The 13,260-nt window shown below is 63.0% G+C and carries 13 protein-coding genes; 6 read left to right on the top strand and 7 right to left on the bottom strand.

Features of this window, described 5'->3' with window-relative positions:
• The first annotated feature begins 28 nt into the window (after window positions 1–28).
• Complete coding sequence (gene smpB / locus FZ029_RS17525) at window positions 29–502, top strand: SsrA-binding protein SmpB (RefSeq protein ID WP_042704640.1); 474 nt, start codon at window positions 29–31, stop codon at window positions 500–502.
• A gap of 4 nt (window positions 503–506) precedes the next feature.
• A complete protein-coding gene (locus FZ029_RS17520) occupies window positions 507–1,529 on the top strand; it encodes a methyltransferase (RefSeq protein ID WP_149270487.1) in 1,023 nt (340 codons plus the stop codon).
• 71 nt (window positions 1,530–1,600) lie between these two features.
• Here FZ029_RS17520 and FZ029_RS17515 read toward each other — a convergent pair whose 3' ends face one another.
• Complete coding sequence (locus FZ029_RS17515; protein WP_149270485.1) at window positions 1,601–2,611, bottom strand: hypothetical protein; 1,011 nt, start codon at window positions 2,609–2,611, stop codon at window positions 1,601–1,603.
• A 768-nt stretch (window positions 2,612–3,379) separates the two neighbouring features.
• Window positions 3,380–4,363, bottom strand: a complete 984-nt coding sequence (locus tag FZ029_RS17510) for an aldo/keto reductase (protein WP_149270483.1) — start codon at window positions 4,361–4,363, stop codon at window positions 3,380–3,382.
• Between the two features lie 95 nt (window positions 4,364–4,458).
• Here FZ029_RS17510 and FZ029_RS17505 point away from each other — a divergent pair, with 95 nt between their 5' ends.
• Window positions 4,459–5,109, top strand: a complete 651-nt coding sequence (locus tag FZ029_RS17505) for a TetR/AcrR family transcriptional regulator (protein WP_149270482.1) — start codon at window positions 4,459–4,461, stop codon at window positions 5,107–5,109.
• On the opposite strand, the gene FZ029_RS17500 is transcribed toward FZ029_RS17505, so the two are convergent.
• The 5 genes from FZ029_RS17500 to FZ029_RS17480 all read right to left on the bottom strand — a co-directional run bounded on the left by FZ029_RS17500 (window position 5,081) and on the right by FZ029_RS17480 (window position 9,601).
• A complete protein-coding gene (locus FZ029_RS17500) occupies window positions 5,081–5,941 on the bottom strand; it encodes a helix-turn-helix transcriptional regulator (protein ID WP_149270480.1) in 861 nt (286 codons plus the stop codon). The two genes, FZ029_RS17505 and FZ029_RS17500, sit on opposite strands and share 29 nt — an antisense overlap.
• A 52-nt stretch (window positions 5,942–5,993) precedes the next feature.
• Complete coding sequence (locus FZ029_RS17495) at window positions 5,994–6,551, bottom strand: YbhB/YbcL family Raf kinase inhibitor-like protein (protein WP_247892356.1); 558 nt, start codon at window positions 6,549–6,551, stop codon at window positions 5,994–5,996.
• A 91-nt stretch (window positions 6,552–6,642) separates the two neighbouring features.
• Entirely contained in the window at window positions 6,643–7,647 is a 1,005-nt protein-coding gene (gene hemB / locus FZ029_RS17490) for a porphobilinogen synthase (protein WP_149270478.1), read from the bottom strand.
• A gap of 117 nt (window positions 7,648–7,764) precedes the next feature.
• The gene (locus FZ029_RS17485) at window positions 7,765–8,688 is read right to left on the bottom strand and encodes a metallophosphoesterase (protein WP_149270476.1); all 924 of its coding nucleotides are present in this window, start codon (window positions 8,686–8,688) and stop codon (window positions 7,765–7,767) included.
• Between the two features lie 19 nt (window positions 8,689–8,707).
• Window positions 8,708–9,601, bottom strand: coding sequence for a diacylglycerol kinase family protein (locus FZ029_RS17480; protein WP_149197042.1), 894 nt, complete (start codon window positions 9,599–9,601; stop codon window positions 8,708–8,710).
• A 282-nt stretch (window positions 9,602–9,883) separates the two neighbouring features.
• Here FZ029_RS17480 and FZ029_RS17475 point away from each other — a divergent pair, with 282 nt between their 5' ends.
• The 3 genes from FZ029_RS17475 (at window position 9,884) to FZ029_RS17465 (ending at window position 13,256) form a co-directional block, all read left to right on the top strand.
• Window positions 9,884–10,945: an enoyl-CoA hydratase/isomerase family protein gene (locus FZ029_RS17475; protein WP_149270474.1), complete on the top strand. Its 1,062-nt coding sequence runs from the start codon at window positions 9,884–9,886 to the stop codon at window positions 10,943–10,945.
• A gap of 265 nt (window positions 10,946–11,210) precedes the next feature.
• On the top strand, window positions 11,211–11,684 hold the full coding sequence (locus FZ029_RS17470; RefSeq protein WP_045580172.1) for a MarR family winged helix-turn-helix transcriptional regulator: 474 nt from the start codon (window positions 11,211–11,213) through the stop codon (window positions 11,682–11,684).
• 180 nt (window positions 11,685–11,864) lie between these two features.
• Window positions 11,865–13,256, top strand: a complete 1,392-nt coding sequence (locus FZ029_RS17465) for a sodium:proton antiporter (protein ID WP_247892355.1) — start codon at window positions 11,865–11,867, stop codon at window positions 13,254–13,256.
• Window positions 13,257–13,260 lie beyond the last annotated feature (4 nt).

The following is a 13,260-nucleotide window of genomic DNA, read 5'->3' as shown; positions in this document are numbered from 1 at the left end:
GACGGAACGGGCCGTATAGGAGAGAGATTTGGCGACGCGCGAAGAAGCTAAAAAATATGCGGCGCAGAACCGCCGCGCGCGGTTCGACTTCTTCATCGATGATGTCCTCGAGGCCGGGATCATGCTGACCGGGTCGGAGGTGAAGTCGCTGCGTGGCGGCCGCGCCAGTGTGAACGAGGCCTATGCCGGCCTGAAGGGTGGGGAGCTGTACCTGTTCAACGCGTACATCCCCGAATATCTCCAGGCCGGCCGCATCGATCAGCACGAGCCGAAGCGCCCCCGCAAGCTGCTGGTCCGCCGCCGCGAGTTGGACAAGCTCGCGGCCGGCATCAAGCAGAAGGGCGTCACGCTGGTGCCGATGTCGGTCTATTTCAACGACCGCGGCTACGCCAAGGTCGAGATCGGTCTCGCCACCGGCAAGAAGAAGCATGACAAGCGCGAGAGCGAGAAGGAACGCAGCTGGCAGCGCGACAAGGCGCGGCTGATGCGCGACAAGGGTTAAATCGTTGGCACGTCTCGACAACCGGGCCACGGACCGCGACCAGACCGTCGCCGCCGTGGCCGCCGAAGCCTTGTCCGAAATCCGGCCGCAGGGCCGGATCCTCGTCGCCTTCGACAGCGACGGCGCCATCGCCGAGGCGCTCCGCGACGGCGGGGCCGAGGTGGTGGTGTGGAACCGGCTCGCCACAGGTGGGCAGAACGCCTCGCCCTGGCCGGCGGAGGGCGCCTTCGACGGCGCCGTCCTGCGCCTGCCGCGTGGGTGGGCCGGGTTCGAAATGGCCTTGCACGCGTTGGCCTCCCGCCTTGCCCCCGGTGCCCCGCTGTGGATCGCCGGCGGCAACGACGAGGGGGTGACCAGTGCGTCCAAGCATCTCGACGGGCTCGCCGAAGACCCGGAAACCCTCATCATCAAGAAACGCGCCCGGCTGCTGCTGACCCGCCGCACCGATGCGCCGGCCAAGGGGGAGCTGGAGGACTGGCGGCAGACCGTCACGCTGACGCTGCCCGACCGGACGCTGGACCTCGTATCCTATCCGGGCCTGTTCGCCCATGGCCATCTCGATGCCGGCACCGAATGCCTGCTGAAGGTGCTGCCGGAAGTGCCGGCCGGCACCCGCGTGTTGGATTTCGGCTGTGGCGCCGGGGTGATCGCGCGGGCCGTGCGCGAACGCCAGCCGGACGCACTGCTGACCCTGCTGGACATCGACGCGGTGGCCCTGCACGCCGCCCGTCAAAATGTGCCGGACGCCGAGCTGGTGCTGAGCGACGGCTTGGCCGGGCTAGGCACCCGCGAGCGCTTCGGCCTGATCCTGTCCAACCCGCCGCTCCACCGCGGCAGGGACGAGGATTTCGGCATGCTCGACGCGCTGGTCGCGGGGACGAAGCAGTATCTGAAGCTGCGCGGCACGCTGGTGGCGGTGACGCAGCGGACGGCCGGTGTCGGCAAGCTGTTCAAGACCGCCTTCGGCCACAGCGACATGCTGCTGGAGACCACGCAGTTCCAGGTCTGGGCGGGGACGCCGAAGTAGGTAACATCTGGCTGCGGTTATTTGGATTTTAGGTTAATAATGAATATTTTGAAGATATGAACTGATTTCCTTCAAAATCCGATTTTCTCCAATAAGCCTATCTCAAGTGCCGCGCCGACTGCATCCCCGGTTTTTCTTGCTTGAACCTCCACAGGTTGATTTTTATAGCCCGCATCCAGAATGATTTGATATTCGCTAGGATCTTCATACCGTGTCACATATCCACCTGTAGCCCAGTTGGCATAAAATATCTTCGCTTGATTATAGCGTTCATCATCGGGAGTTAGTTTATTCCCATAGAAATCGGAAGCAAGTTGTGCTTGCATATTGTGGGCGCTTTCATGGGTAATAGTATTTATAGATTCAGAAAACGATTCCAGTGTTGATCGGTCATTTAGATTTATCGATATTTCTTCTCTTCCTATATCGTATCCGCCATGATAGCTTTTGTCTTCCGTTCCGTCACTTTTCGTAAAGCATCTTAGATAAATTGGAACCTCATAAAATCCATATATTCTCGCTTGAATGCTGGCAACCTTAGTGAGTATTTTGATACGTTCAGCGTCGGTAAGTGATTTCCATTTTTCTCTTGCATCTAAAATTTCGCCATCTGCTTTTAATTCATTAATTAATTTCTCGCGTTTCATTTCATCCCAGGCAGCAAATCTTTGATCAAGAGAAAAAGATTTGTATATTTTCCTTCGCGCTTTCATCTGTTCGGAGGACATTTTCTTTGAGGAAATTTCATTAAGAAGGAATATTTTATCATCAGTACTTAATATTGACATTTCATTCTTTGTGAAAAGGTTAACTTTCTCCGCAACAATTTTTTTTCGCTCGTCAAATGCAGAATTGTCTAATTCTCGCAGAGGGCCGTAGACCTTCTGCGAGTTCATTTGCAGAAACACCTGAACAATGCTGGAGGGAAGATTGCCCTCGTTGGCCGAAAACCACATCTCAGATGGCTTGCTGCAAGAAGAGAAGGCACGGCCCGGCTTCTCTAGTCCGAAATTTAAATTTGTGGAAATCCAAGCTTTGGCTAGAACGTCACGGGCACTTTGTCGATCAATGATGTTTGTCATTAAAGTTTTGCTCCAGTTTTGGAAATACTTGGCGTAGTGAGCGCTTCCAAAGCAGCCTCATACAAGCGGACCAGCCTAGTGGTCGAATTTATTGTGTAGTCCAGCAAAGCTGCACGTGCCATCGAATTGACAGGGATCCTTCCCTCGAAGAATACGCAGAGGATGACAAAGCGGGCGATATCCCGCTCGATTGTAAATCCAGCGCGCCGAGCATGCTCGACGTACCGGCCAATTGTCTGAGAGTCGCAACGGATCGGGGGCTGTCCGCTAACCGTGTGTTCGAGCGAATGGCAGATCAAGGAAAGGCGCAGATGAAACTGTTGTAACGCCTTATCACTTAATTCAGTGAGTTGAGAATCCGAGATGGTAAACATATTCGTCTATCGTAATCCTAATTAAGGCATCTAACGGTTGATACAACTAAATTGAGATTTTCCTAAGAAATTATCTATTTTTATGCTGGTTGATGGGTTTATGACAATATGTATAATAAATTTCTATATATAAATTTCAATTATTTTCTTTTGGAACGAGGTGTTGCGATAGAATCGCGCGCCGTCCGATGCCCCATGAAAATTGCAACATATTGTTTCCTGCTCGGCAATGATAAGCAATATGTTGTAATTGTCATGGGGCATCGGACAGTGCTCAGTCTGCTACAGACAGGTAGTGAAGGCACATGGCAAGTTAACTAAATATAAACTATGTGTCGCACAGGGAAGCACCAGCACAGATCCGTATCAAGTCGAAGTCATATTGCTCGGGGATTCACACATTCACCCCCCGCATCCCCTCCGCCGTATAGCGATCCCCCGCCGCGACACCCGGCGGCAGCGCATCGCTCAGCGCCTTCACCTCGGCATCGGACAGAGTCACCGCGGCGGCGCCTACATTCTCCTCCAGATACTTGATCCGCTTGGTGCCCGGAATCGGCAGGATCTCCGGTCCCTGGGCCAGCAGCCACGCCAGCGCCACCTGTCCAGCCGTGCAGCCCTTCTGCGCCGCCAGTGCCTTCACCTGCTCCACCAGGGCCAGATTGCGGTCGAAATTGTCCCCGGCGAAGCGCGGCGCGATGCGGCGGAAGTCGTTCTCGGCGAACTGGTCGGGGCTGTTGACGGCACCGGTCAGCATGCCGCGGCCGAGCGGGGCGTAGGCGACCAGTGAGATGCCCAACTCGCGGCAGGCCGGCAGCACCGCCGCCTCCACGTCGCGGGTCCACAGCGAATATTCGCTCTGCACCGCGGCGATGGGGTGAACGGCATGGGCACGGCGCAGGGTGGCGGCCGACACCTCCGACAGGCCGAGCGCCCGGACCTTCCCGGCCTTCACCAGATCGGCCATGGCGCCGACCGTCTCCTCCACCGGAATCTCCGGGTTCACGCGGTGGGCGTAGTAGAGGTCGATGGTTTCCACCCCCAGCCGCTTCAGCGAGGCGTCGCAGGCTTGCGCGAGATAGGCGGGGCTGGTGTCGACCCGGCGGGCATACTCACCGGGCTGGCGGACGATGCCGAACTTGGTCGCGACCGTCACCCGGTCACGCTTGCCTGCCAGAAAGCGGGCGAGCAGCGATTCGTTGTGGCCGCTGCCATACATGTCGGCGGTGTCGTAATGGGTGACTCCAAGCTCCAACGCCCGTTCCAGCGTGGCGAGCGATTGAGCGTCGTCGGTCGGGCCGTAGAACTCCGACATGCCCATGCAGCCGAGCCCGATTTCGGAAACCGAGAGATTGCCGCCGATATTGCGCTGTTTCATCGCTTTACCCCTCCCGTGCCGCGGCCGGGCGGATTACCCTGGGAGCCTGCGGCAACAACTACACTACACTGTGCAGTGTACTTAGAGGGTGGGGAATGTCAACGTCTCAGGCGGGAGGTGGCTCGCGCGGTTCGGTCAAGCGGGATGCGGTGGTGGAGGCGGCGACCCGTGCCTTCCTTACCCAAGGCTACGAGGCGTCCTCGATGGACGCCATCGCCGCCGACGCCAATGTGTCGAAACGCACCGTCTACAACCATTTCCCCGGCAAGCGGGAGCTGTTCCAGGCCGTGGTGTCCGGCCTGTACGAAGGATTCCGCAGCGCCGACGGCCAGAGCCTGCTTTCCCACGATAAGCCGCCGGAGCAGGCGTTGCCCGCTTTCCTGCGATCCCTGCTGATCCATACTGGGCGGCCGGAAGTGCGCGGCCTGCTCCGCCTCGTGATCGCCGAGCACCAGCGTTTTCCCGAACTGTCACAGGACTATCTGGAGGGCGGGAAGAGCCAGGCCTACGCGCTGCTGGACGACTACATCGCCGCCCAGCATGCGCGCGGTCGCCTGAATGCACCGGACCCGCATGTGGTGGCGACCCAGCTGCTCGGCGGCATGAAGGAGGTGCTGTTCTGGCCGACCATGCTGGGCCTGCCGGTCACTGCCGATCCGGAGCGGGTGATCGCCGATTCGGTCGCGGCATTGCTTCGCGCCTATGGCACCGCGCCGCTCAACGCCCCCGCAGGCCCGAAGGGTTGATGCCCACCACCGCCCGGACGCGGCGGGCGAAATGTGAGCGGTTGGCATAGCCGCAGGCTTCCGCCGCCTCCTGAACGCTCAGTCCCTCGCCCTGCAGGAGGTCGCGGGCGTGGGCGACCCGTTCCTCCGTCAGAATGCTGCGGACCGAGCAGCCCTCTTCGGTCAGGCGGCGGCGCAGCGTGCCGGTGCTGAGGTTGAGCGCGCCCGCCACGCGCTCCGCGGTCCAGGGCATGTCCGGCTGGGTACGCAGAAGCTGACGCACCGCGTCGGCGATTCCGGTCGGCGCCACCGGCCCCAGCCACCAGACGCCGTCTTCCAGCAGGGCCAGCAGGACCTCCATGCAGCGATGCTCCACCAGCTTGGACGGCAATGGCGGGTCGGCGGTCAGGCCGGCGGCGGCATGGTGGATGGCGTCGGTCAGGGCCGGCATCAGGGCGACATGCCAGTCACCGGGCCGGGCGCGCGGTGCCAGCCCGTCGGTGCCATGGGCGCGCAGCAGCCGCCGGACCATCTCCGCCGGGAATTCCAGCACCAAAGCCCGGTAGCGGCCACCGGTGCCGGGATCGTTCACCACCGAGCCGCACCAGCCCGGCGGCAGCAGCATGGCGCTACCGGCCGGGAAGCGGCGGGTGGTGCCGGATTGGTCGGTCAGCTCCTTGGTGCCTTCCAGAACGGCAATCAGCGCGGTGCGCTCGATCCGCACATCGGCCAGACGTTCGCGGTCATGGGCGATGAAGGCCCACAGCTGCGGCCGATGCGGCCGGTCGCCGCCGCCGGGGCGCTGGTCGCGGGCGGCGAAGCGGGACAGACGGGCGAGCAGGTCCGGACCCATGACGTTCATCCTTCTGGCCTTCGCACATCCTAGGACCGGCCGGTGCCGGCGATCAACGGCCGTAGCGGGCGGTGAGCGTCGCCTTGCCCAAGCTGGCGGCATTCAGGTTGAAGCCGACCATCGCGCCGGACGTGTCGGACGGCAGCGGCAGGTTGTCCACCTTCAGCGCATGGACGGTGACGACATAGCGGTGCGGCTTGTCGCCCTGCGGAGGGCAGGGGCCGCCATAGCCGGGAGTGCCGAAATCGGTGCGGCTTTGAACGGCTCCTGCCGGCAGTGACGGCTTTTCCGGATCGCCGGCCCCGGCGGGCAGGCCGCGGGTGTCGGCGGGCAGGTTGAACACCACCCAATGCCACCATCCGCTGCCGGTCGGCGCATCGGGATCATAGATGGTGACGGCAAGGCTGCGGGTGCCGGCCGGCGGCTCCGTCCAGCTGAGGGCCGGCGACTGGTTGGCGCCGGTGCAGCCGAAGCCGGAAAACACATTCCGTTCCGGGATCGGCGCTTTGTCGGTGAAGTCGGGGCTGTGCAGCTCGAACGCGGCGGCGGGGAAGGCGGCCAGCAGCAGGGCGGCGAACAACGCCGGGCGGACGGGGTTCATCGGGCTCATCGGGGCGTCTCCGTTGATCGGGATGCCCAGACGATAAAGGGCCGCGGATCGCTCCGCGGCCCCGGACTGCTCAAAGATGGTCCCGAACTGCTCAGCCTTGCTTGAGCAGCTTCGCCGCGTCCACCGCGCCATAGGTCAGGATGGCGTCGCAGCCGGCGCGCTTGAAGCCCATCAGCGTCTCCAGCAGCGCCTTGTCGTAGTTCAGCCAGCCGTTGGCGGAGGCGGCACGCAGCATCGCGTATTCGCCCGACACATGATAGGCGAAGGTCGGCACCGCGAACTGGTCCTTGACCCGGCGGATGATGTCGAGATAGGGCAGGCCCGGCTTCACCATCACCATGTCGGCCCCTTCCTGCAGGTCGCAGGCGACCTCGCGCAGGGCTTCGTCGGTGTTGGCGGGGTTCATCTGGTAGGTGGTCTTGTCGCCCTTCAGGAAGCCGCCGGAATTCACCGCATCGCGGAACGGACCGTAGAAGGCGGAGGCGTATTTGGCGGCGTAGGAGCAGACGCGGGTCAGCTGGTACCCCTCGGCGTCCAACCTGTCGCGGATGGCGCCGATGCGGCCGTCCATCATGTCGGACGGGGCGACAATGTCGACGCCGGCCTCCGCCTGCGACAGGGCCTGGCGGATCAGGACCTCGACGGTCTCGTCATTCTGGATGTAGCCGTCGCGCAGCAGGCCGTCATGGCCGTGGGTGGTGTAGGGGTCGAGCGCGACGTCGCCCAGGATGCCGACCTCCGGCGCCGCCGCCTTCACCGCGCGGATGGCGCGGTTCATCAGGTTTTCCGGATTGTAGGCTTCCGCCGCGTCCTCCGACTTGGCGTCCGAGCCGACGACCGGGAACAGCGCGATGCAGGGGATACCCAGCGAGCCGGCCTGCGCCACCGCCTCGCACAGCAGGTCGATGGTCAGCCGCTCCACGCCGGGCATGGAGGCGACCGGTTCCCGCCGGTTCTCGCCTTCGATCACGAAGACCGGCCAGATCAGGTCGTCGGCGGTCAGCGTGTTCTCGGCGACCAGACGACGGGTCCAGGCGTCGGCGCGGTTGCGGCGCAGACGGGTGCGCGGGAAGGCGGCGGGCAGGGTGATCGGCATCGGGGAGACCATGCACTTAGAACGAGTGCGGCGATCCTACGCCTTCCCGCATAGTGAACTCAAGCCGCGGCGGCGGCTCCAGTCCTTTGGGACCGGGCCGTCTGCCTTGCGCAGGTCTCATGCCCCGCCGTGGGCCTCCCCGCTTGCATGTCGGGCGACCTTGTCCCAATGGGCCGCGACCGGGTTGTCGGTTGCCTGCCCCCCGGCGACAGGACGAAAGCCGGTGTCCTGCCCCTGCAGCGTCCAAAGGTTCCCCTGCTTGCGATAGCTCGAGGTCAGCCCGCCGGTAAAGGCCGCACCCTCCCACGACCGCACCTCGAACGTCACCGAAGGATGGTCGATGGTGATGAGGTTGTAGGCATTGGTTTCGTTCCGCAGCCGTGTGGAGGTGGCGGTGGAGGCCTGGGCGACCAGGATGGAGCGGGCGATCTGGGTGTGGAAGCTCATGATGTCGCCGGAATAGGCCTTGTGCAGATGGCCGGCCAGCAACAGGTCGACTCCGCAGCTTTCCAGCGCCGGCAAGGCCAGCTTGTGACGGCCGACCAACTGGGTCTTGGGCAGGTCGGGTGGCGGCAGGAAGGGGTGGTGGGTGAACAGCACCTTGAACACGGTGTCCGGCATGCCGCAGAACACCTCGCGCACCCGCGCGATCTGGCGCCGGTTCATCCGCCCTTCGGAGAAATCCATGATGACCGGACGGGCGGTGTTGATGCCGAGCACCGCGATCTCGTCGTCGACATGCAGCGGGCTGAAATCGCAGGTGATGTATCGCCGGTAATGGCCGAACGGGTCGGTGAAGCGTTTGAACACGTTATAAACCGGGATGTCATGATTTCCCGGTACAGCCATGTAAGGAAAGGGTAATTTTTCCAGAAAGGCGCGGGCCTCCTGGAAATGGCGCGCTTTCGCCCGCTGCACGAAGTCACCGGAGATGACGATCAGGTCGGGCACCTGCGCGGTCAGGTCGGCCAGCAGCCCGTCCACCACGCGCTGGTCGATACGCCCGAAATGCAGGTCGGAGATGTGAGCGAGCCGTTTCACGCCATCCTCATCTTTTTTCTCAGCCCGGCGCCAGAACCTTCAGAGCCCCCGGGAGAATCCGATAGTGAAGCGGCGCGTGCAGCTTCCGGACCTCGCCATCGTTGACCATCTTCAGGTGGTGGCGGCGGCTGTGGACCGTCAGGCTGGTCACCGCATAGGTTTCCAAACCCTCGTCCTGCTTCCAGGAACCGGTAATCAGCCTTCCCATCAACCGCAGCATTGCGAATGCGTTCCGTTCGCGGGCCACATAGACCCCAAGCTTTCCGGCATCGAGCGCCTGCCGGCTGAGGACGAGGCCGAATCCTTCGTCATAGACGTTGTTGGAAACGACCAGGATCGGCGTGCGCATGCGCCGGAGACCCTCTCCCCAGTCCAGCCGGACATCCAGCAGAGGCAGACGGTAGAGCGTTTTCGCCATGGCCACCGCGGCTCCCGGCCATTTCAGCAGCCGGTGCTGCTTGCGTTGGCGTTCGCGTTCCTGGACCACCTGCGGATAGAAGCCGAGGACGGAACTGTTGGTATAGGGTTCCCCATTCACCTCGGCGATGTCGATGACCCGAACCCGGCCCGCGGCCAGGGCCTCCGCCGCATCCCCAAGTTCAAGTGGAATGCGAAGATCACGCGCCAGGAGATTGAGAGTACCCAAGGGAAGGACGCCCAGCGTCTTCCCGGTCGGCAGCGCCAGCTTCACCGCGCTGTGCAGCGTGCCGTCGCCGCCGCCGACCACCACCGTATCTGCGTCGGAGTCCAGCACCTGCCGGATCGTATCGGTGCATTGCGCACCGTCGACCGTATGCAGGTCCACCGTGGCGCCGTGCCGTTGAAAGGCGTTGCGGATCGCCGCCTCGGCGCCTTCGATCGGCCGGTCGACCAGCGACCCCGCCTGCCGGTTGAGTACAATCGCGACCTTCATGCGTCACCCGGCAGGATGTGGAGCGGCATCGGCATCTGACTTTCCGTAATGCTTCAGAGAGGAGCCGTTCTCAGATGAGAGCGTGATCGCAACGGTCCAAGAGGGGCGTTGTTCCTAATCCGCGTATCGGCGAACATCCGGATCCGTATGGTAGGTTTGACAGAGCCGCCGGCTCCCGTATCATCACTCTGGGCCGGTCTTCACGCCCTGGATCATCGCGGGGATGGAACAGACTGCTCGCCACCGCCCGATTCGCAACGATAACCGAGAAAATACAAGACGATGAGCGACGCTGCTGAGATTCTGTTCGAACGTCGGGGCGCGATCGGCCTCGTCACGCTCAACCGACCCAAGGCGCTGAACGCGCTGACGCTGGGCATGATCAGGCTGTTCGATCCGCAGCTCCGGGCGTGGGATGCCGATCCGGAGGTCAAGGCCGTCGTGATTCGCGGCGCCGGCGAAAAGGCCTTCTGCGCCGGCGGCGACGTCGTCAGCCTGTACGAAGCCGGCAAGGCGGTGAAGGAAGGGCGCGGCGATACCGGGCCGATCCGTGCCTTCTTCAGCGAGGAATACGTGCTGAACCGTCGGATCAAGCGTCTGTCCAAGCCCTATGTCGCACTGATCGACGGCATCTCGATGGGCGGCGGCGTCGGCCTGTCGGTCCACGGCACCCACCGCATCGTCACCGAGCGCACGATGTTCGCCATGCCGGAAACCGGCATCGGCCTCTATCCAGACGTCGGCGGCACCTATTTCCTGCCGCGGCTGCCGGGACAGGTCGGCATCTGGCTTGGGCTGACCGGCGACCGGCTGAAGGCGGCCGACCTGCTGGCCATCGGGGCCGCTGATGCCTTCGTGCCGAGCGCCGGGATCGACGCGCTGATCGACGATCTCGCCGCCGGAGTCCCGGCCGACGAGGCGATCGCGGCCCATCGCGGCGACGCCGGCGAAGCGGCGGTGAGCGCCATCCGGGCCGCTGTCGACCGCTGCTATGCCTTCGACAGCGTGGAGGCGATCCTCAAGGCGCTGGAGGCCGAGGGGACCGACTGGGCGGCCGGCCAGCTTGCCACCCTGCGCCGGGTTTCGCCCACCAGTCTGAAGGTGACGCTGGCCGCACTCCGTCGCGGGGCCAAGCTGGATTTCGAAGGCTGCATGGTGCAGGAACTGCGCCTCAGCCTCGCCTGCCTTGCCGGGGATGATTTCTACGAAGGCATTCGCGCGGTGCTGGTCGACAAGGACAAGAACCCGAAATGGAAACCGGCGGAACTGGCCGATGTCGGCCCGTCGGATGTCGAGCGGCACTTCGCCGAGCCGGCTGGTGGCGATCTGGTGTTCCGCGACTGACGAACCGCCGTCCGGTAAAGATTCCGGGGGAATGGTCGCGCAATCGGTCGCGGGACCATTCCTTTCCGCTTATGCCGGTCACACCGCCCGGCCGAAAACCTTCGTGTGGGGACACCCGGCAAAAGGCGCCTGTACAGACGGGTTGTGCCAGACTTTTTCTGGAATTATTAGGATGATTGCCGACGAATGATCGGTTAATCTCACTTTAAGGTCCCGGTATCGTCCTTGCGCGGGGAACGGCCGGTTAGAGCCAAAGGAGACCGCGGTGCGCAAACCCTATTATGAGAGCATTCTGTTGATCGAGCGGCTTCACCGCCACTTTCTTGAAGTGCTCAAGACTGAGTTGGACCGGCTCGGGATCCAGGACATCAACAACGTCCAGAGCCTGATCCTGTACAACATCGGCGAAGATGAGATGACGGTCGGCGAACTGACCGCGCGCGGTTACTATCTGGGCTCCAACGTCTCCTACAACGTCAAGAAGATGGTCGAGAACGGCTATCTCGGCCAGGAACGCTCCCCGCACGATCGCCGGTCGGTCCGTGTCCGCCTGTCGGAGAAGGGCCTGGACCTGCGCGAGAAGATCAGCGTCATGTTCGAACGTCATCTGACCGCCCTGGAAAAGGCCGGCTTCAGCGACGAGGAACTGACCAAGGCCAACGAGACCCTGCGCAAGCTGGAACGCTTCTGGTCGGCGTCGCTCGACTACAGCGGCTTTCCGATGACCTCTGCGGCCTGACCGGCCGGTATTTGCGAGGCCCCCGCGGTTCCGGCTCCCGCGGGCGGCATCGGGTTCCCGCTTCCCATCGGCCTCCACCCTTATCGTGGCCGGCGGCGGAGCGAAGTCGAGCGAGCCGGCACCTCCGCCATACTATCCGCATCGTTCCCGCATCCGCCCTGAACCCATCGGCGCCTTCGCGTGTTGACGGGGATTGGCTTTCGCACGGCCACAGTTGGTCCGGCCGGACGATTTCCGGCCGCCGAGCCGTGCCGAAGGCGCCAAGGCAACGGGCGGCTTATGTCTTATATCGTCATGATGGTGGGGCTCGGGGTCCTGATTCTGTTGGTGGCCTGGCTGCCGATGGTGCTGAAGGAACTGCCGCTTTCCCTGCCGATCATCTGCGTCGGGCTTGGCTTCGCGGCGTTCAGCACCCTGCAGCTGGAGAACCCGGAACCACTGCTCTTTCCCCAGGCCACGGAGCGGCTGACCGAACTGATCGTCATCGTCTCGCTGATGGGCGCGGGTTTGAAGCTGGATCGCCGCATCGGCTGGCGGCGGTGGATCATCACCTGGCGGCTGTTGGGCATCACCATGCCGTTGTCGATCCTGATGATCGCGCTGATCGGCTGGTACTGGCTCGATTTCCCGTTGGCGGCTTCGATTCTTCTGGGGGCTGCGCTGGCGCCCACAGATCCGGTCCTTGCATCCGACATCCAGGTCGGTCCGCCCAAGTCCGGCGAGGAGGACGAGATCCGCTTCAGCCTGACCTCTGAAGCCGGACTGAACGACGGCTTGGCCTTTCCCTTCGTCCATCTTGCCATTGGGGTCGCCCTGTTGAACGGCAACCCACCCTGGGGCATGCTGGAACATTGGGTGCTGCTGGATGTGGTGTGGAAGCTGGGGGCCGGCGTCGGAGTCGGTTGGCTGGTGGGGCGGTTCCTTGGCTATGTCACCTTCCGGGTGCCGAATCGGGCGAATCTGTCACGGACCGGCGACGGCTTCGTATCGCTCGGCATCACGCTGATTGCGTACGGCCTGACGGAGCTGGTCAGCGGATACGGCTTTCTCGCGGTGTTCGTCGCTGCACTCGCATTGCGCGATGCCGAGCGGAACAGCGAATATCATGAGCGCTTGCATGATTTCGTCGAGCAGACCGAACGGCTGCTGATGATGCTGATGCTGGTGCTGTTCGGCGGCACGCTGGCTCATGGATTGATCGACGCCCTATCTTGGAGCGCCGTCGGCGCCGCGGCCGTCATCCTGCTTCTGGTGCGTCCGATTGCCGGAGTGGCGGGTCTGGCCGGCGTGCCGATGCCGGTGGGCGAGACGCTGGCCATCGGCTTCTTCGGCATCCGCGGCATGGGCAGCATCTATTACGTCGCCTATGCATTGAACGCCGCGGAATTCGACGTGCCCAACGCCCTGTGGGCGGTCACCGGCCTGATCGTGCTTCTCTCGATTCTCGTCCATGGCATCAGTGTGACGCCGGTCATGCGGCGGATCGACCGGCGCCGGCAGGCCGCGGTGGCGCCACCGTCGCCCTCCATACACCGCCGAATGGAAAAAGCGCGCGTTTCGGCCGACTCTTGACGAA

Source organism: Azospirillum sp. Sh1, from assembly GCF_008365135.1.
GTDB classification, from domain to species: Bacteria; Pseudomonadota; Alphaproteobacteria; order Azospirillales; family Azospirillaceae; genus Azospirillum; species Azospirillum oryzae.
This window is presented reverse-complemented; position numbering and strand designations above follow the sequence as displayed.

Coding starts and splice junctions, on each gene's coding strand:
- FZ029_RS17515 (WP_149270485.1), bottom strand. CDS start 2,611: ATGACAAACATCATTGATCGACAAAGTGCCCGTGACGTTCTAGCCAAA.
- FZ029_RS17510 (WP_149270483.1), bottom strand. CDS start 4,363: ATGAAACAGCGCAATATCGGCGGCAATCTCTCGGTTTCCGAAATCGGG.
- FZ029_RS17505 (WP_149270482.1), top strand. CDS start 4,459: ATGTCAACGTCTCAGGCGGGAGGTGGCTCGCGCGGTTCGGTCAAGCGG.
- FZ029_RS17500 (WP_149270480.1), bottom strand. CDS start 5,941: ATGGGTCCGGACCTGCTCGCCCGTCTGTCCCGCTTCGCCGCCCGCGAC.
- FZ029_RS17495 (WP_247892356.1), bottom strand. CDS start 6,551: ATGAGCCCGATGAACCCCGTCCGCCCGGCGTTGTTCGCCGCCCTGCTG.
- hemB (WP_149270478.1), bottom strand. CDS start 7,647: ATGCCGATCACCCTGCCCGCCGCCTTCCCGCGCACCCGTCTGCGCCGC.
- FZ029_RS17480 (WP_149197042.1), bottom strand. CDS start 9,601: ATGAAGGTCGCGATTGTACTCAACCGGCAGGCGGGGTCGCTGGTCGAC.
- FZ029_RS17475 (WP_149270474.1), top strand. CDS start 9,884: ATGAGCGACGCTGCTGAGATTCTGTTCGAACGTCGGGGCGCGATCGGC.